The sequence below is a fragment of the Rhodococcus globerulus NBRC 14531 genome (assembly GCF_001894805.1).
GTDB classification, from domain to species: domain Bacteria; phylum Actinomycetota; class Actinomycetes; order Mycobacteriales; family Mycobacteriaceae; genus Rhodococcus_F; species Rhodococcus_F globerula.
This window is the reverse complement of the sequence record NZ_BCWX01000001.1, coordinates 1,723,723-1,741,231: the sequence shown is the minus strand read 5'-3', so window position 1 is coordinate 1,741,231 and position 17,509 is coordinate 1,723,723. Positions and strand designations below refer to the sequence as shown.

Below are 17,509 nucleotides of genomic sequence, written 5' to 3'. Positions count from 1 at the left end.
TGAACAGGATATTCAGAACAAAGTGGTCATGTTGTTGTGTGCCTGTCGAGCGTGGTGTGAGCGGGGTACGCATGAACCAACGCTGAGGACAGCTTCGGAACCGCGTGCGTCAATGTGTGTTCGGCGCTGTGCGCAATCGCGTGGGCCTCCGCAAGACTCGCAGAAGGATCGATGTCGAGTTCTGCATCCGCGTGCAACCGATGACCGATCCACCTCATCTTCAAACCGCGAACCCCGAGAACGCCGGGTTCCGCACGCAAAGCGGTTTCAGCATCGTCCACCAACTCCGGTTCGACGCCGTCCATGAGACGTCGCAACACGTCACGAGCGGCGCTGCGGAGCACGGCAACTATGGCAGCGGTGATGACAAGTCCGATGATCGGGTCTGCAAGCGGGAATCCCAACGCAACTCCCCCGGCACCGAGCAGAACTGCCAATGACGTGAATCCGTCTGTCCGAGCGTGTAATCCGTCGGCGACCAGTGCGGCGGAACCGATCTGCCGACCGACCCTGATCCGGTACAACGCCACAAGTTCGTTGCCGACGAAGCCCACCAGACCTGCGGCAGCAACCCATCCCAGATGATCGATCTCGATCGGGTTGATGAGCCGCCTAACTGCCTCGACACCGGCAACCACCGCAGACAGCGCGATCATGGCCAGGACGAACAGTCCGGCCAAGTCCTCGGCACGGCCAAATCCGTAGGTATATCGACGCGTTGCCGCTCGTCGTCCAAGAGCAAAGGCAATCCACAGCGGGATCGCGGTAAGCGCATCCGAAAAGTTGTGAATGGTGTCCGCCAGCAGCGCCACCGACCCGGAGATCGCAACGATCGCCACTTGCACCGAAGCAGTGATTCCCAACGCCACCAAGCTGATCTTGACTGCCCGGATACCGATCCTGCTCGATTCGAGAGCGTCGTCGACACTGTCGGCCGCGTCATGACTGTGTGGCGCAAACACATCACGCACGGCAGACCGGAAACCACCGCGAGGATGGCCATGGCCGTGGCCGTGGCCGTGACCAACAGTGCGTTCGTGCGTCATGACGCCCCCTCCTCCTCATTTCCGCGAGGCACGCGCTCAGGATGTATCTCACGGAGTTCTCCGGCGGTGCGGTGATGCCCCGGCAAGCCTGGACCGGCGTGCTCGGCATTGAAGACTGCGTCGGTAACCAGTTGGCGCACATGGTCGTTCTCGAGGCGGTAGAACACAGTGGTGCCTTCACGACGGGTTCGCACCAATCGAGCCATCCGTAGTTTTGCCAGGTGCTGCGACACTGACGGCGCGGGCTTTCCGACGCGCTCCGCCAGTTCGTTCACCGAGCACTCTCGATCGACCAACGCCCACAGAATCTGCACACGCGTCGCGTCAGCGAGCATCCGAAACACCTCGACGACGAGGTTTACCTGATCGTCGGGAAGCTTCCGCCTACAAATCTGACTATCTGCGTTCATGCGTAGATAATAGATCAAGTATGTCTGAACACAACCCCTCGCATCCCAAGGTGTGCCAAGATTTTGTTATCGAAACCCCCACAGTCCCAACCAGGAGACGACGATGAGTACTGACGACTGGAACGCAGACATCATTGCCCAATTCCGAGAAAATCAAGGTCACGTGGGAGGCCCCTTCGAAGGCGCACCGATGGTGTTGGTCCACCATCGAGGCCGAAAGTCCGGACGTGAATTCGTCAGCCCGATGATGTACCTGGCCGATGAGGAAGACCCCGACACCATCTACGTCTTTGCGTCCAAAGCCGGCGCCCCCACCAATCCGGATTGGTACTACAACCTCACTGCAACGGACCACGCCGAAATCGAGGTCGGCACCGAAAAGTACTCGGTTGCTGTCAGCGACGTGACCGGCGACAAACGCGACAAGATCTTCAACGAGCAGGCCAAGCGGTATCCCGGTTTTGCAGAGTACGCAGAGAAGACGGCTGGAATCCGCACTATTCCCGTGATTGCTCTCCGACGCACGTAGCTAGCGACGCTGGCAGAGTGAGTACATGAACGCAACTGAATTCGACTGGAATCGTACGCTCCGCGAGCAGTGGGAATTTCATTGGAACCATCAGATCAAAACTCGACTCGACGGTCTCACCGACGACGAGTATTTCTGGTCCCCGGTGCCCAATGCCTGGAGCATCCGTCCTCGCGGCCAGTCGACGGCACCGATGCATGTCGGCGCTGGAGAGTTCGCGATCGACTTCGCCTTTCCCGAGCCGGTCCCACCGCCTTTCACGACAATCGCGTGGCGACTCGGCCACGTCATTGTCGGTGTGCTTGCCGCGCGGAATGCTTCACACTTCGGCGCTGCCGCCGCGTCGTACGAGACCTGGGAGTATGCCGGCACCGGGGCCGAGGCGCTCGAGCAACTCCAGACGCAGCTCGATATCTGGCTCGCCGGAGTGCGGAGTCTTGGCGAGAGCGGACTGCGGGAACCAGTCGGAGCGAAGGAGCCGTACCCCGAATTGGCGATGGCCGATCTGGTGCTGCACATCCACCGCGAGCTGATCCATCATCTGTCCGAGGTCGCCCTGCTGCGCGACCTCTACACCCACACCAGATCTGTTGATATCCAGGCAAACCCGTAGCAGCCCGGAGCGCGCACAAAACCGATCAGGAATCGAGAAGCGTTGGTTGCCGCACCGAAACTACCGTTACAGACATGAATTCACCACGTGATACCCAGTCCGCTCGCATATCAACGAGGAGCGCCAAGATGACCACCGCAGAGTCCGTGATCCTCGAAGTCCCCGATACCGCAGCCGCCCAATCCTTTTACGATGCTTTCGGCGTCGGAGACCGCGTGAGTGTACGAGCGTCGGAGACACCGACAACAGGGTTCCGCGGCCACACGCTTTCGCTTGTCGTGTCGCAGCCGAACATCGTCGACGCCTTCGTCGATGCGGCCCTCGAAGCCGGCGCCACAGTGTTGAAGCCCGTCAAGAAATCGTTCTGGGGATACGGCGGTGTTGTACAGGCACCCGACGGCGCAATCTGGAAAGTGGCAACGTCGTCGAAGAAGAACACCGGCCCAGCGACCCGGGAGATCGAAGATCTCGTGCTGTTGCTCGGCGTCGAGGACGTCAAGGCCAGTAAGCAGTTCTACGTCGATCACGGTCTCGAGGTGTCGAAAAGCTACGGACGCAAGTACGTCCAGTTCACAGCTCCCCCGAAAAAGCTCACGGTTGCGCTGTACGGCCGGAAGGCCCTGGCCAAGGATGCGGGCGTCGCACCCGAAGGCAGCGGATCGAGTCGAATCATCATCACTGGTGACGGGGCGCCGTTCACCGATCCGGACGGCTTCACGTGGGAGACCGGACTCGCCTGAAAACACAATCAACGGCGTGGCTGCGCCCCTACCGACGCAGACTTCACATGCCGTCCGAGCAACACGTATCCCACCCAGGAACCCACGACCACTGTCGCGGCAACGCCCTGGACAATCGCTTCGATACTGACCGGATAGAAAACGCCGGCAATGTAGTGAGAGATGAACCCTGCGGACGGTAATTCGGAACTTCCCGCCATCCGACGGGCCCAGTTCTCGAGATGCGTGAGCGGGCAGTCATATCCGATCAGGACCGAACCTGCACCCCACGCGACTGCGACGAGGTGAAAAACAATTGTATGACGCCACTTGCACGCCACGAAACCACCGAAGACCACGTAGAGAATGAAGCTGAAGTGAACGAATACCGTCGCACTTTCGATGAGCCGGTACACCATCGTTGTCTCCGCTCGTGGCGCGGAAGTCCCGCAACAACCAGACTATTCCGATGTTAGTCCGCGGAGATGATCTCTACCCGGTGTATGCAGCGGTTGTTCGTGCGGCGGCGGCTCGCGCCTGCGCAGGATCGTCGCCGGCAGCAATCGCGGCGTCAGCCCACAACTCACTACTGGCTGCCATGAATGCCTTGGCTTCGTCACTTGCCGACCACTCCGGCGTCTCCAGCGGTGTGTTGGTTCCCTGTTCGACGTGTTGCGCCAATCCCAGCAATCCCATGTCCCAACCGACCCCAACGGCACCTGGCCCGTATTCACTCCAACGATCCGGGTCGACATCGGCAGTGTGATCGAAATCGAATAGTGTTTCCCTGCTGGAGGTTTCGATCAATTTGATCGTCACGTAGCTGACGTCACCGCCGTATTCCCAGGTGATCTTCAGTGTGTGCGGCGTGGTGCACGCCAGAATCTCACCACCGGCATTGCCGTCGAGTTGATAGCGACCACCGAGTCGGGCGTCGCCTGAAACAGGCATGAACCACTGTGGAATGCGATCCAAGTCGGCTATTGCCGACCACACCGTCGTGATCGGAGCCGCGAGTTCACGCGACATGTGGAGCGATCGCGTTTTCCCCTCGTCGCCACTGACCCCGCTCAGGTGCCGGGTTACCAATGACAAAGAGTCAACTGCTTCAGCGACCATGACGCTCCTTCATCAAGGCAAAAGTCAGCTCAAACGCTGCTGCAGGTGAACCGACACTTCTTCGCCTGCCGCGCTCTTACCGATCGCTTTGCACAGCGCTACCCGCAGTGGCAACCAATGCGGTCCGTCGCCTGAGGGCATCAAGGTCGCTTCGAAGGGGTGCTCACCGTCCAGCGTGCCGACAACCTTGACTGCTCGCCGGGTACCGAGCAGGTCCGCCGACCCCGGCACGGTCAGATACGTCGCAAACGCGCCGTCCTTCTCGATCGGAGAGGTAAACGAATAATCGAGCGGCTGCGGAGTCTTCGTCGCGGCCATAATGCTCCCCCTTCGGTGAAGTTTTCCTACTCTGCAGCGAGCAGTACGTCGGTATCGAAGCAGGTGTGTGTGCCGGTGTGGCACGCAGCGCCTTCCTGATCGACGATCAGAAGGACTGAATCGCCGTCACAGTCGAGGCGAACTTCGTGGACATACTGGGTGTGGCCCGACGTCTCCCCCTTGACCCAGTACTGCTGACGCGAACGCGAATAGTACGTTCCCTTACGGGTTTCCAAAGTGCGAGCGAGTGCTTCGTCGTCCATCCACGCGACCATCAACACATCGCCTGTGGACTTTTCCTGCGCGACTGCGCTGAACAGTCCGGCGTCATTTCGCTTCAGTTTTGCTGCAATCGCGGGGTCAAGACTCATAGGACGTTTATACCGTCCCACGGCCTCTCCTGCGGAATCCGCCTCCGGAAACTCAGTGGCGACAGCCGTAAAGTAGTTGTCAAAGTTCCGAATTCGTAGATTCGTTCGCCTGGTTAAGGAGAACTCGCGATGAAGAAGCATCATGACGGACCACACCCCGAGCACACCTTCCACCTCGAGAGTCCGGCAACAGGCATCGCCAATCCACGCCATGTCGTGGTGGGCATCGGCAGCGAACCGTCGAGCGTCGACGTGCTGGACTTTGCCCTCTCGCTGGCCACCGCGGAAGATGCATCACTTCATGTCGTTCACTGCATCGATGCCGAGGACCAACCCGTGGAAACCGATTCACCTCAGTTCGAGAAACGCCTCAATTCCGCGATGATCACTCAACGTGAACGCGCACTCTCTGCTTTGACATCTCACCCCGGCAACTGGACATACGACTGCAAGCACGATGACCCGGCAGATCTCATCGTGTCGACGGCGGAGAAGTACGACGCGTTCACCATCGTGATCGGGGCGCCGCGACGAGGTCCGATTTCCGCGATGAGTCAGTTGCTGCACAGTTCTGTCACCTCACGCCTGGACCGCCAGAACAGATACCCGATTGTCATGGTTCCTGCCGGGGTGAAGTCGAGGACATGGACGCATAAGTCGACGTAACTATCGCCGGCAATATTGCACTGTCATGTTCGCTTCCCTTCAGACCAACTGCTGCCGCCCGACGATTGCGCGGGTCGTAACTTCTCGAATCTAACAGGGCGCGACCACACTCAATCTCCAACGAACCAGAGATATCCATGCCGACGGATTGCAGATTTCGCCGCAGTTTTCAGATCGGCGATCGATTGTTCTTCTTGCTCGTTCTTCGGAATCACCATTGACAATTCGTCCAACAGGAACTGCAATTGATAGCTGTTGAACATAGTATGGCAATATGTGTCAATCCCGTCCGATAATGAACATAATTCAGTTGGTCTGACCCACACCCCTGAGAGAGTCAACATTGGTTTGGTCTTGTGTTACTGCATTGTCGATGCACTTCTGAAAGTACGCGCGCATGCCATCGACTGCGGCGATGTGACTTTCCAACGCATTCACCAATGAGTCTGGACTACCAAAAGCCTTTCCCTCAAACTTGTCCTGAAGAGCAAGCCCAGAATCCAGCGTGCCGAATCCTCCGAGACCTTTGAGGTGTCGAGCGCTAACGATCATGCGACGATACTCAGCGATGAGCATCTCGCACGCAGTGGCAATTGGTTGTGCGACGTCGGTGTCGATACTAAGTTCCGATTCCGAATTGGACATTCATCCCTCACTCTTAAACTTTGATTTTCAGTTGACACAAAGATCCGGACAGCTACGGGAGTAGCCGAACTACTGTTTGTGCTACCCGTTCTACGAGTGCACAAGGCTCTTCGTCCTGCGGCTCGCCAAACTTTTTATCGATTCGAATCATTGCGGTGGACTGCACTGTTGCGAATACCAAATTGCATGCCGCACTCTCGACATCTGCTGCATCCAGGAAGATCAAAACTTCGCGCCCGGCAACACTCCCACTACTGAAATCACGATACTCAGGGTTCGCCTTCACGTCGTCGAGCGTGTATTTTGTTGATGTGAGACCCAGATAATATTCTGGTCCGAACCACGAGCAGACATTGAATCCATCGATGTGCGTATTGAAAAGGTCGGCCTCCTGCGTGCCGGGATCAACACCCAAGTTCAAGAGCTCATCGTGACTCAGAACCGCGCACGGATCGAACATTCCGATCGAATCGACCGGGTAAGCCTCACCCACAACCGTCGAGGAACATCCCCCAAGTAGAGCGACCACAGAAACCGACAGACAAGCGCCCCACGGCCTCACAGCACTCCCCCTTGTCCATTGGCTTCACCCAGTTGGACGCACGGGAGTACCGCACGGTTCCGCCCGACTACATCCATTGCGACAAGTCATGATCCCCAGCGCTACGAGGGCTGCTCCAACTCCCACGCCGCGAGTTGTGTGCGCGAGGTGAAACCGAGCTTTGTCAGAATGTGCTCGATATGCCGTTGCGTGGTCCGAACCGAGATTGCCAGGTTATCCGCGATGGCTTTGTTATCCAGGCCGACAGCGACGAGGTCGGCAACCTGTTGTTCGCGCGCACTCAATCCGGCCTCCTGGCCGGTAGCCGACGGATTCTCTTGCAGCGCAAAGGCTACGGACTCGTGAAAGTCCAGGGCGTGCCCTTGATTCCGGGCACTGCGAAAAGCCTGGCTGCCAAGCGCACGAAGCGTTTCCTGCTCGCATCGCTGCCGATAGTTTCCCAAGCTCGGAAACAGAACCGGAGAACTGTTCACCATGTCGACGATCGCCTCGGCGGCGCCCATCAAGACCACGGCGCGACGTTCGTCGTGTTCGGCGCCGGCAATCCATGCAAGCGCGTCCAAACACACCGTCGCCGTGAGCGGTTCCTCGACGCGTTCGGCGATACGCAATGCCTGTTTGACAAGGTCCGCTGCGTAAGCGAGATCTCCTTGACGCCAGACCGCGACGCCCATCGACCACAGCGAGTAGGACCGGTACACCGATTCGCCGGTGCGCTGCGTGATCGCAAGAACCTGCTCATGACAGGAGATCGACTGGTCCGTCTCACCATTGGCTTCGTACGCCATCCCGAGCGTGTTCAGAATCCACACCCGCAAGGCGAGATCATCGCCGGTGCCGACCAGGTCCAACGCCTTCCGGAGGTAGTCACACGCGCGCGCAGTGTCGCCGAGAAACAGTTCGAGGCAGCCTTGCGCTTGGATCACCCTAGCCTGCGAGGTCCACTCGTCGAGATGCTCGGACAAGTCCAGGTGATCGAACACATCCAGCTTGTGGGACAGCTCGACCGCTTCGGCAACACGCGCCGCCGCGACATCGAGCGCACCCTGGATTTCGGCGAGAACGCCACTGGCACATAGCGCTTTGATTCTGTCGACGGTCGGATGCTCGACATCGATGTCCAGGAGGTGGTCGAGCCAATAGCGCCCCTCGCTGAAAAGTCCACGCGAGAGCCAGAATGGGAAGAGTGCGCCGGCGATCTGCAGCCCGAGGCGGTCGTCACTGTGCGTCGACTCCGCGTAGTCCATCGCGTCGCGGAGATTTGATTGTTCTCTCCCCAATCGATCAATCCAGTCCTTCTGCCGGGCACTGATCCATTCGGTTTCCGCTTCCAGCACCATCTTTCGATACCAGTCGCGATGTTGCCGCCGCAACAAACCGTAGTCGCCGGATTCCTCTGCCTTCTCGCGGCCGTAGTCGTGGAGCGTATCGAGCATCCGGAAACGCACGACCGTTTCCGATTCTTCGCGGATCAGGATCGACTTGTCGACCAGCGAGGCCATTCCGTCGAGCAACTCGTCCGCACTGTGATCGCCGCAGCAAATGCTTTCCACTGCATCGAGTTCGAAGCCACCGGCAAAAACGGACAGCCGCGCCCACAACTGCTGTTCCCACCTGGTGCAGAGGTCGTAACTCCAGTCCATGCACAACCTCGAGGTCTGTTGACGGGACGGCGCATTACGACTACCGAGTGTGAGAAGCTTGAACCGGTCGGTCAACCGATCCAGGATCTGTTCGACGGACATCGAACGCAATCGGGCTGCAGCCAATTCGATGGGTAGGGGCAATCCGTCGAGCCGCTGACAAATCCGCGCAACCGTGACCTTGTTTCCCTCAGTCAGCTCGAATCCAGGCAATGCCGCGGCGGCGCGATCAGTGAACAGCGTGATCGCGTCGAATCTGGACAGACCGTGAATCGACGTTTCGCGGTCGGGGGCGGGCACGGACAACGGTGGCACCCGAAGGACAGTCTCGCCACCGATACCGAGCGGTTCACGACTGGTTGCGAGAATGCGAAGGTCCGGACACACGCGCAGAAGAAACGTGACCAGATCGGCTACTGCATCAACCAGGTGTTCGCAGTTGTCCAGCAAAAGCAGAACGTTCCGATTGGCAAGAAAGTCAGCCAATACGTCGTCGAGGGGGCCGGTTCGGTCTCTGATCCCGAGCGAGGACGCAACAAGTTCGGCAAGCAAAGACGCGTCCTGGAGTTCGCCCAGTTCGGCTACGGACACTCCGTCGTCAAATTTCTGTCGCAGATCCGCTGCGACTCTCACCGCCAGCCGAGTCTTTCCTACGCCACCGATACCCGTCAATGTGACCAGCCGCGATTCGAGAATCTTCGCTTTGGTTTCGGTCAACTCTCGCCGCCGACCGATGAAGCTGGTCAGTTCCAACGGCAAATTGCCGGAAGGGGGCGGGGACGTGGTTGTCGCAGACGAGCCTGCGTATCTGACGAGGACATTGCCATCTGACGCTCCGGAGTTCTGCTGACTTTCCTCACCCGCTTCAGTTGCCAGCAGCGCCATATCGGTAACGGGAAAACCTTTAACCGACTGGATCTTCCGAAGGTCTTCGCCGAATTCGCGGGCAGAAGCAGTCCGCCGAAGTGGGTCGCCATACATCGCGTGCTCGATCGCCGCGGACATCCCTTCCGGGATTCCCAGTTCACGGAGGTCGGGAATCGGCTCGGTCGTGATGCGCAAGAACTGCGCGATCAATTCCTCGCCGCTGCGACGTTGGAATGCCGCGTGCCCGGACACAGCGCAGAACAATGTTGCACCGAGACCGTAGATATCTCCCGCAACGCTGGGCGGCTCTCCGCTGAGAATTTCGGGTGCCGTGAACGCCGGCGATCCCGTCACGGTACCGGTGGACGTCTCGAATCCGCCCACGATGTGCGCGATACCGAAATCCGTGATCGCCGGCTCGCCATAGTCGGTGAACAGGATGTTCGCAGGTTTGACGTCCCGGTGGAGGATCCCGAGTCGATGAGCACTTTCGAGGGCGCCGGCAATTTTCACTCCGAGCCTAAGAGTCTCGTTCAGCGACAGCGGACCCGTCGAACGAATTCTTGTTTCCAGAGATCCTCTCGGGTGATACGGCATCACGATGTACGGGTGACCGCTTGCAGTGGTGCCGACGTGCAAAACGTTGACGATGTTCGGGTGACCGGTCAGCCTCCCCATCACGTGTTGTTCACGGACGAAGCGAGCATCGTTTTCCTGTTCAACGCTTGCGGTCAGGACCTTGACAGCAACGATGCGATCCAAGCGCGGCTGCGAACAGCAATAGACGACGCCGAAGCCTCCACGCCCGATCTCGCGGGCGTCCTCCAGCCCCGACATCTCCAGTTCGGAGACGACGTTCGACGTATCGTGCGCCGTGCTGAACGGATCAGCACGCTGCGTACCAAACGGATCGATTTCCGACATCAACCTTGCACCAACCAACCCTCCCCGAAGATTCGCTGGCACTGATCTCGAGAAGCCCAAAATCAGGATATCCCTTTTTGCCGCAGCGCACCGTCGCCCTTTGCCAGGAAACAAGCGCAGGAAAGCTCAGGAGATCGAATAGGCCTCGAGAGGGAAGCGCTTCGCCTCGACAAATGCGTTGCGCGTCGATGTTGGCCGCAGGATAGCCGCCTCACCGTGCTGATTGAAGTAATAGCTTCGCGCGGTCTGGCAACTGCCGCCGTAGAAAACGGAGTCCGCCAGGTTTTCGGTCATTCGGTCGAGAAACTCGGTATTGGCGGCCTCGGTGACCTCGAAGGTGTCGGCTCCTCGCCGCTTCAGTTCACCGAACAGTCGCTCGATGTGCTGCATCTGCGATTCGATGGTCGTGAAGTAGGACAGCCCGCTGTACGAATAGGGACTCGCGAGGGTGAGAAAGTTAGGGAAATGCGGGACGGACACTCCCTCATACGCCTGGAAACGGTTGTCACGCCACCACTTTCCGAGATTTCTGCCCTCTCGGCCGATAACCTCGATGGCCGGGAAGTTGACGTCCCACAGATTGAACCCAGTAGCCAGCACCAGAGTGTCGATCTCGGTCTTACGACCGTCAACCGTGACGATACCGTCGGCGGCAATGTGGTCGATCGACGTGGTCTCGAGGTGAACGTTTCGTTTGGTGAATGTACGGAAGTAGCTGTTGGAGAAGGTAGGTCGCTTGCATCCGAAATCGTAGTCGGGAGTGAGCTGCTTACGCAGCGCCGCGTCGCGGACCTGCGACCGCAGGAAGGCACGCGATGCTGCTGCGGCGCCCTTGTTGAGCAACTTCACCTGCTTGTAGTGCAAGACAGCGCTCACCATGATCATTTCCAGAATTCCGGAACTGACAGCTCGCGCGATCCGCTGGGTCAACGGAATTCGAGAGAAGAGCTTCTGGACGGCCGACGGAATGGGGACGTCGAGCTTGGGAACAACCCAGATTGGCGTGCGTTGGTACACGGTCAGATCCGCGGCTTGGCGCGCAACTTCGGGAATGAGTTGCACTGCAGTAGCGCCGGTTCCGATGATTGCCGTCTTCGTACCGGCAAGATCGTACGAATCGTCCCACGCCGTGGTGTGAATGATCTTGCCCGCAAATTCGTCGATGCCGGAGATATCCGGCCGATGCGGCTGAGAGAGAAAGCCCGTCGCCGTCAGTAGATAGGTCGCGGTGATCTCAGGCTGCCCGTCCACGGACACCACCCAGTGCGCCTCGTCCTCGTCCCACCGCGCGCCGTTCACGACGGCGCCGAATGTCATATGGCGTCGTAGGTCGTACTTGTCCGCGACATGGTCGGCATACTTCTTCAATTCCGCACCTGGCGCAAAGAGCCTCGACCAGTGCGGATTGGGCTCGAACGAATACGAGTAGGTGACCGACGCGATGTCGACCGCCAATCCCGGATAGCGATTGACGTGCCACGTTCCACCCAGATCATCCTCGCGTTCGAGGATCGCCAGGTTGTTCAGGCCCAACCGCTTGAGTTGAATGGCTGCGCCCATTCCGCCAAAGCCCGCCCCGACCACTACTGCGTCGTACTGCACTGCCATCAGTTGAAATCCCCTCGTGAACCGCACATCAGAAACTGACACGTCATTCCGTTATGGAAAACGGTATCATCTTCAGCGTGACGAAGGCCATAACCCGAGCGGAGCGAAAAAAGGCGGAACTACGCCGCGAGATCATCGACGCATCGTTCGAGTGTTTTGCCCAACGGGGCTATCACGCCACCGGAATCGCTGATATTGCAACAACTCTCGGTATCGGCCACGGCACGTTCTACCGATACTTCGAGAACAAACGCGACATCATCGATCACGTTATCGACGATCTGATTGCCAAGATCATCGACGCACTGGCCACCGACAATGCGCCGGACGCAGCCAACACCTTGGACGAGTACCGAGCTCAGGTAGCCCGCATCGCGGATGTACTCCCCCGTATCTTTTTCGACGACCCACGGATCCCGCGGGTGCTGCTCTTCGAGACAACGGGGGTCGACGCCGACCTGACCGGCCGGATGCTCGACCTACTCGACCAGGCCGCCGCACTGACTGCCGGATATCTCCGTCACGGCGTCGAATGCGGATACCTTCGCGCCGACCTCGACATCGCGAATACGGCCCAGGCCGTCAACGGCATGATGCTGGCCAGCGGCATACAGGGACTGCGAGCCGAGTCGTCCGTGGACTGCACCGCCCTCAATCAGGCGATCACCCGGATGATGTTCGACGGAATCCGAGCAGAAAACACCTAGCGGACAACAATCCCTTCGGCGCGCATGGCGTCCTTGACCTGCGGGATGCTCAGGTCACCGAAGTGGAAGACACTTGCCGCGAGGACTGCGTCGGCGCCTGCTTCGACGGCAGGCGCAAAATGTTCGACCAGACCGGCGCCGCCGCTGGCAATCACCGGAACGTGAACGGCGGCGCGGACCGCGCGGATCATCAGGAGGTCGAAACCGGCCTTGGTGCCGTCAGCGTCCATGGAGTTGAGCAGGATCTCTCCGACGCCCAACTCTGCGCCGCGCTCGGCCCACTCGACCGCGTCGATGCCGGTTCCGCGCTTGCCACCGTGCGTCGTGACCTCCCAGCCGGACGGCGTGTCCGGCTGGCCCTGCGGAACCGTCCTTGCGTCGACGGACAAGACGATGCACTGCGAACCGAAACGCTCACTCAATTCCTTGAGCAGTTCAGGACGTGCGATGGCTGCGGTGTTGACGCTGACCTTGTCGGCTCCGGCGCGCAGCAGGCGGTCGACGTCCTCGACCGTGCGTACACCGCCGCCCACCGTCAGCGGAATGAAAACCTGCTCGGCAGTACGACTTACGACGTCGAGCATCGTGCCACGATCAGACGTCGACGCGGTCACGTCCAGGAAGGTCAGCTCGTCGGCGCCTTGGGCGTCGTACGCTGCGGCCAGTTCGACCGGATCGCCCGCGTCGCGAAGGTTCTCGAAGTTGACACCCTTGACCACTCGTCCGGCATCGACGTCGAGGCACGGGATCACACGAACTGCGAGGGTCATGACGTTGGTCCTCCTGAGGACGAAGCGCGCGGATCACCGAGCGATGTAAGGATGTCGAGAATTTCACCGTGAACACCGGGAGCGGCAGCAAGTACCGAACCCGATTCTACGGTCCACGGGTTACCGGCGAGGTCGGTGACTACCCCACCTGCCGCGCGGACAAGGGCAACGCCCGCCGCGTTGTCCCACGCATTGTGCCCATAGACGATTGCGCCGCCCAAAATGCCTGCCGCGGTGAAGGCCAGATCAACTCCCGTGCTGCCGTGGATACGGATACGGGAAGACACCTTGCTGATTTCGGCCAGTACTTCCAGCCGATAGCTGCCGGGAATTCGTCCGCGACTCTTCGCGTTGAGCGCACCCAGCGCAACGATCGACGACGCCAGATCAGTGGATGCCAAGGGTGGTACGGCGCTGCCGTTCACCAGCAACGGGCCGCCCGCTTTTGCCGCGTAGGTATGTCCGATCAACGGCAACCAGGTCAACCCCAGGACCGGAACGCCGTCGTCGAGCAATGCCAGCAGAGTGCCGGCCTGCGGGAGCCCGGCCGAGTAGTTGAACGTGCCGTCGACGGGATCGAGAACCCAGACGAGCCCGGACTCGATGTCGGGCCCGCCGAATTCCTCGCCGTGCACTTCAATCCCGGTGCGATCGAACAACTCCGACGACAACCGCTTCTCGAGCGCGAGGTCCACCTCGGTGGCAAAATCGGCCCAACCCTTACGGACTGCGCTCGGCGAACCCACACCGGCAACAAACTGATCGTGAACGCCGTCAAGCAGCCCACCGGCAATCGCGAGGAGTTCGTCGAGGTCACGCGGCGGGTTCATCAAGCGAATCTAACCGGAAACTGCAGCAAGTGCTTCAGGAAGGGTGAAGCGGCCGGCGTACAGCGCCTTGCCGACAATCGCGCCTTCGACGCCCTGATCAACGAGGCTGGAGATGGCCAGCAGATCGTCGATGGTTGAAACACCACCGGATGCAACAACGTGGGCGTCGGTCACGGCGCACACCTGGCTCAGAAGTTCGAGATTGGGACCGGTGAGGGTTCCGTCCTTGGATACGTCGGTGACGACGTAACGCGTGCAGCCGTCACGGTCCAGACGAGCGAGGGTTTCCCAGAGGTCTCCGCCGTCGGTGACCCAGCCGCGCCCGCGGGTACGGTACTGGCCGTCGACCAGACGCACATCGAGGCCGACGGCAATCCTGTCGCCGTACTTGGCCAATGCACGAGCGCACCACTCGGGATCTTCGATGGCAGCGGTGCCGAGGTTGACGCGAGCACAGCCGGTGGCCAGTGCAGCTTCGAGGGAGGCGTCGTCACGGATTCCACCGGACAGTTCGACCTTGACCGTCAGGTCACCGATGACGCCTGCCAGCAGTTCGCTGTTGGATCCGCGCCCGAAGGCGGCGTCGAGGTCGACAAGATGTACCCATTCGGCACCGTCGTTCTGCCACGCAAGGGCGGCGTCGCGGGGCGACCCGTAACCGGTCTCACTTCCCGCCTCTCCTTGCACGAGGCGAACAGCTTCACCGTTGACAACATCCACAGCAGGCAAAAGGACCAGGCTCACGTGCGATAACCCTAGTCGGTCAGGACCTTGAACCGTGTGTCGGGTCTTGATCACCGTCGCCGAAGGCATTTCGCGTCATCCGCTTCGACACGACGCCCATCGCCGCGATGGCCGCGCCAACCCCGACGAGGCCGATCACGAGCCCCACGACGGGCGTCGGATCCACCAGAACGACGATCACCGTCGTGACTGCCAGAACAGCCACGGCGGCGCCGAGCGAGAACAGCGCAAGACGAGCCAACGAGAAGTTGTCTCCGCTGTACTTGCCGGAAGGTCCGGTCACAAACTCTGCACCCAGTTGCTCAGCAACTCAGCACCCGCATCGCCCGACTTCTCGGGGTGGAACTGCGTTGCGGACAGCGCACCGTTCTCGACGGCAGCGAGGAACTTTCCGCCGTGATCGGCCCACGTCAGTTTGGGAGCAGCGATGTGCTCGGACGGCGGCAGTTCCCAGTTCTGCACACCGTACGAGTGGACGAAGTAGAAACGGGTGTCCGCGTCGATGCCCTTGAACAGCGTGCTGGACTCGGGTGCTTCGACGGTGTTCCATCCCATGTGCGGCAACACATCGGCCTTCAAGCGCTCGACAGTGCCGGGCCACTCGCCGCACCCTTCGGCTTCGACGCCGAATTCGACGCCGCGCTCGAACAGGATCTGCATACCGACACAGATGCCCAGAACCGGCCGTCCGCCCGCGAGGCGCTGACCGATGATCCGCTCACCCCGAACCTCACGCAGGCCCTCCATGCACGCAGCAAAAGCGCCGACGCCGGGAACGACCAGGCCGTCTGCGGCCAGCGCCACCTTGGGATCGCTGGTTACCTCCACCTGTGCGCCGGTGCGCGCCAATGCGCGGGTGGCCGAATGCAGGTTGCCGGAGCCGTAGTCGAGGACGGCAATCGTGGAAGCGCTCATGCCCCAACTCTATCGGGCACGTCTGACGCTACTGCGATCAGTGCTCGGGCCTCGCGACACCAAGTTTGTTGTACGCGTCCATACACAGAGCAACCACTTGCGTCCGGATGGCGGCGCGGTCCACTGCCGGCTCGGGCCACGGAACCTTCACGAGCTTTTCCGTCCCGTCGACCTCGGCAACCCACTCGCCCGCAACCGAATCGAGTCCCACCATTCGCGCGCTGGTCGCGGTCGGCTCCGCGAAAGCCCGAACGATCATCAGATTGTCGCTCGTGTGATCCGCATTCATATGAGCGGTCACACCGGCGATAACCGTGTCGTCAAAGGTTGTCATAACTCCGGATCTTAGAACCTGCCGTGTGGTTGTCCGGTTTCGGATCGCCCCGCCGGCCGATCGATGTGCCGGCCACAGCGAGTGCCGGGATCAACGCGACGACACTTGCCGAGACGATGAATACCCACGTGTATCCCGACGCCGATGCCACAAATCCCAGCGCAATCGCGCCGATTCCAGTTCCGGCGTCGTATGCGATGTTCCAGATCGCGCTGGCCGATCCGATGCGTTTTGGACCTGCCGCCGAAAAAGCCATGACCAAGGATTCATTCTGCACAGCACCGAATCCGAACCCGAAAAGCACTGCAGCGCCGATCAACACCACATTCGCACCGTCATCGACACTCAGGGCGAACAGGAGGAGACCGACTGTCGCCGACACCAAGGCCGGTGCGAGCATCTTGCCGCTACCGAATCGATCGGAGATCAATCCCGCTGAGTATCGACCCACCAGCATGGACCCGCTGGCCGTCGCCAGCACCACGCCGGCGATTGCGGCACGATCCGAAATTGCGATGGGCAACAGTGAGGACAAGCCGCCGAACGACGCTGACACACACGCAAGCGCGACCACGGGGACGATCACCGTGAACACACTCACTCGCGCAGACGTGCCGGTTGGCTGAGCGCGCAATTTCGGCAAGCGGGTGATGGCGATTACCGCGAGCGCCGGAACCACGGCACCCAAAACGAAGACCGGTGTGGCCGACCATCGTGCCGCTATCGCCAAACCCAGTGGCAACCCTGCCATTTGAGAGGCGGCAATCGCGATGCCCTGGGCTCCGGTAGCTCGGCCCAGGATCCGCCTGGGCGCCAATTCCGCGACCAGTGCGCCGCCGGCGACCGTGAGCAAACCGAATCCGACACCGCGCACTGCCGACACCGACAACGCCGCAATCGAATCGGAAGACATCAACAGCACCAGCGACGGTGGCCCGAGCAACAGGCACCCCGCAGTGAGTACAGGACGATAGCCGCGAGTCCTCAACAAGCGCGGCACCAGCAACTGTGTCAGCACAGTAGCCGCCATGAAGACGCCCGTCACGGCCCCGGCCAAGGCGTCGGAGCCACCCGACTGCGCCACCACCAACGGAACAACCGGAAGCAGTAACGACCAGCCACCAAATGCAGCAGCAGCCATGACCAGGACACTGATCATCCCCGGGGTT

The 17,509-nt window shown here is 60.2% G+C and carries 22 protein-coding genes; 5 read left to right on the top strand and 17 right to left on the bottom strand.

Annotated features, from left to right (window positions below; all coding sequences use genetic code 11):
• Positions 1–26 precede the first annotated feature (26 nt).
• Positions 27–1,046: a cation diffusion facilitator family transporter gene (locus RG2_RS07890; protein ID WP_033230895.1), complete on the bottom strand. Its 1,020-nt coding sequence runs from the start codon at positions 1,044–1,046 to the stop codon at positions 27–29.
• Positions 1,043–1,456: an ArsR/SmtB family transcription factor gene (locus RG2_RS07885; protein ID WP_072782351.1), complete on the bottom strand. Its 414-nt coding sequence runs from the start codon at positions 1,454–1,456 to the stop codon at positions 1,043–1,045. Before RG2_RS07885 ends, RG2_RS07890 begins: the two co-directional genes overlap by 4 nt.
• A 103-nt stretch (positions 1,457–1,559) precedes the next feature.
• Between RG2_RS07885 and RG2_RS07880 the strand changes: the two genes are divergently transcribed.
• The 3 genes from RG2_RS07880 to RG2_RS07870 all read left to right on the top strand — a co-directional run bounded on the left by RG2_RS07880 (position 1,560) and on the right by RG2_RS07870 (position 3,338).
• On the top strand, positions 1,560–1,985 hold the full coding sequence (locus RG2_RS07880; protein WP_033230896.1) for a nitroreductase/quinone reductase family protein: 426 nt from the start codon (positions 1,560–1,562) through the stop codon (positions 1,983–1,985).
• Between the two features lie 25 nt (positions 1,986–2,010).
• Complete coding sequence (locus RG2_RS07875) at positions 2,011–2,598, top strand: DinB family protein (RefSeq protein ID WP_033230897.1); 588 nt, start codon at positions 2,011–2,013, stop codon at positions 2,596–2,598.
• 128 nt (positions 2,599–2,726) lie between these two features.
• Entirely contained in the window at positions 2,727–3,338 is a 612-nt protein-coding gene (locus tag RG2_RS07870; protein WP_033230898.1) for a VOC family protein, read from the top strand.
• Positions 3,339–3,346: 8 nt separating this feature from the next.
• On the opposite strand, the gene RG2_RS07865 is transcribed toward RG2_RS07870, so the two are convergent.
• From RG2_RS07865 to hisI, 4 genes are all read right to left on the bottom strand, one after another.
• On the bottom strand, positions 3,347–3,736 hold the full coding sequence (locus tag RG2_RS07865) for a DUF2784 domain-containing protein (RefSeq protein ID WP_033230899.1): 390 nt from the start codon (positions 3,734–3,736) through the stop codon (positions 3,347–3,349).
• Positions 3,737–3,809: 73 nt separating this feature from the next.
• Entirely contained in the window at positions 3,810–4,436 is a 627-nt protein-coding gene (locus RG2_RS07860) for an SRPBCC family protein (RefSeq protein WP_033230900.1), read from the bottom strand.
• A 24-nt stretch (positions 4,437–4,460) separates the two neighbouring features.
• Positions 4,461–4,754, bottom strand: coding sequence for a DUF1905 domain-containing protein (locus tag RG2_RS07855; protein ID WP_033230901.1), 294 nt, complete (start codon positions 4,752–4,754; stop codon positions 4,461–4,463).
• Between the two features lie 26 nt (positions 4,755–4,780).
• Entirely contained in the window at positions 4,781–5,125 is a 345-nt protein-coding gene (gene hisI, locus RG2_RS07850; protein ID WP_033230902.1) for a phosphoribosyl-AMP cyclohydrolase, read from the bottom strand.
• A 129-nt stretch (positions 5,126–5,254) separates the two neighbouring features.
• Here hisI and RG2_RS07845 point away from each other — a divergent pair, with 129 nt between their 5' ends.
• Positions 5,255–5,791, top strand: a complete 537-nt coding sequence (locus tag RG2_RS07845; RefSeq protein WP_033230903.1) for a universal stress protein — start codon at positions 5,255–5,257, stop codon at positions 5,789–5,791.
• Positions 5,792–6,097: 306 nt separating this feature from the next.
• On the opposite strand, the gene RG2_RS07840 is transcribed toward RG2_RS07845, so the two are convergent.
• The 4 genes from RG2_RS07840 to RG2_RS07825 form a co-directional block, all read right to left on the bottom strand.
• Positions 6,098–6,436 (bottom strand): hypothetical protein, encoded by a 339-nt coding sequence (locus RG2_RS07840; protein WP_033230904.1) that lies wholly within the window; start codon positions 6,434–6,436, stop codon positions 6,098–6,100.
• 52 nt (positions 6,437–6,488) lie between these two features.
• A complete protein-coding gene (locus RG2_RS07835; RefSeq protein ID WP_341477499.1) occupies positions 6,489–6,965 on the bottom strand; it encodes a DUF3558 domain-containing protein in 477 nt (158 codons plus the stop codon).
• A gap of 134 nt (positions 6,966–7,099) precedes the next feature.
• A complete protein-coding gene (locus tag RG2_RS07830; RefSeq protein ID WP_033230906.1) occupies positions 7,100–10,432 on the bottom strand; it encodes a protein kinase domain-containing protein in 3,333 nt (1,110 codons plus the stop codon).
• A gap of 126 nt (positions 10,433–10,558) precedes the next feature.
• Positions 10,559–12,040, bottom strand: a complete 1,482-nt coding sequence (locus RG2_RS07825) for a flavin-containing monooxygenase (protein WP_033230907.1) — start codon at positions 12,038–12,040, stop codon at positions 10,559–10,561.
• Positions 12,041–12,117: 77 nt separating this feature from the next.
• On the opposite strand from RG2_RS07825, the gene RG2_RS07820 reads away from it, so the two are divergent.
• On the top strand, positions 12,118–12,747 hold the full coding sequence (locus RG2_RS07820) for a TetR/AcrR family transcriptional regulator (protein ID WP_033231415.1): 630 nt from the start codon (positions 12,118–12,120) through the stop codon (positions 12,745–12,747).
• Here RG2_RS07820 and hisF read toward each other — a convergent pair.
• The 7 genes from hisF to RG2_RS07785 are packed head-to-tail and all read right to left on the bottom strand — an operon-like array spanning position 12,744 to position 17,481.
• Entirely contained in the window at positions 12,744–13,517 is a 774-nt protein-coding gene (hisF, locus tag RG2_RS07815; protein ID WP_033230908.1) for an imidazole glycerol phosphate synthase subunit HisF, read from the bottom strand. The two genes, RG2_RS07820 and hisF, sit on opposite strands and share 4 nt — an antisense overlap.
• Entirely contained in the window at positions 13,514–14,347 is an 834-nt protein-coding gene (locus RG2_RS07810; protein WP_033230909.1) for an inositol monophosphatase family protein, read from the bottom strand. Before RG2_RS07810 ends, hisF begins: the two co-directional genes overlap by 4 nt.
• 9 nt (positions 14,348–14,356) lie before the next feature.
• Positions 14,357–15,091: a bifunctional 1-(5-phosphoribosyl)-5-((5-phosphoribosylamino)methylideneamino)imidazole-4-carboxamide isomerase/phosphoribosylanthranilate isomerase PriA gene (gene priA, locus RG2_RS07805; RefSeq protein WP_033230910.1), complete on the bottom strand. Its 735-nt coding sequence runs from the start codon at positions 15,089–15,091 to the stop codon at positions 14,357–14,359.
• Between the two features lie 19 nt (positions 15,092–15,110).
• Positions 15,111–15,374 carry a membrane protein gene (locus tag RG2_RS07800; RefSeq protein ID WP_033230911.1) on the bottom strand — a complete coding sequence of 88 codons (264 nt, stop codon included), beginning with the start codon at positions 15,372–15,374 and terminating at the stop codon, positions 15,111–15,113.
• Complete coding sequence (gene hisH, locus RG2_RS07795; protein ID WP_033230912.1) at positions 15,371–16,006, bottom strand: imidazole glycerol phosphate synthase subunit HisH; 636 nt, start codon at positions 16,004–16,006, stop codon at positions 15,371–15,373. Before hisH ends, RG2_RS07800 begins: the two co-directional genes overlap by 4 nt.
• A 37-nt stretch (positions 16,007–16,043) precedes the next feature.
• Complete coding sequence (locus RG2_RS07790; protein ID WP_033230913.1) at positions 16,044–16,340, bottom strand: DUF2470 domain-containing protein; 297 nt, start codon at positions 16,338–16,340, stop codon at positions 16,044–16,046.
• A complete protein-coding gene (locus tag RG2_RS07785; RefSeq protein WP_230589946.1) occupies positions 16,327–17,481 on the bottom strand; it encodes an MFS transporter in 1,155 nt (384 codons plus the stop codon). The genes RG2_RS07790 and RG2_RS07785 overlap by 14 nt, the downstream gene beginning before the upstream one ends.
• Between the last annotated feature and the right edge of the window lie 28 nt (positions 17,482–17,509).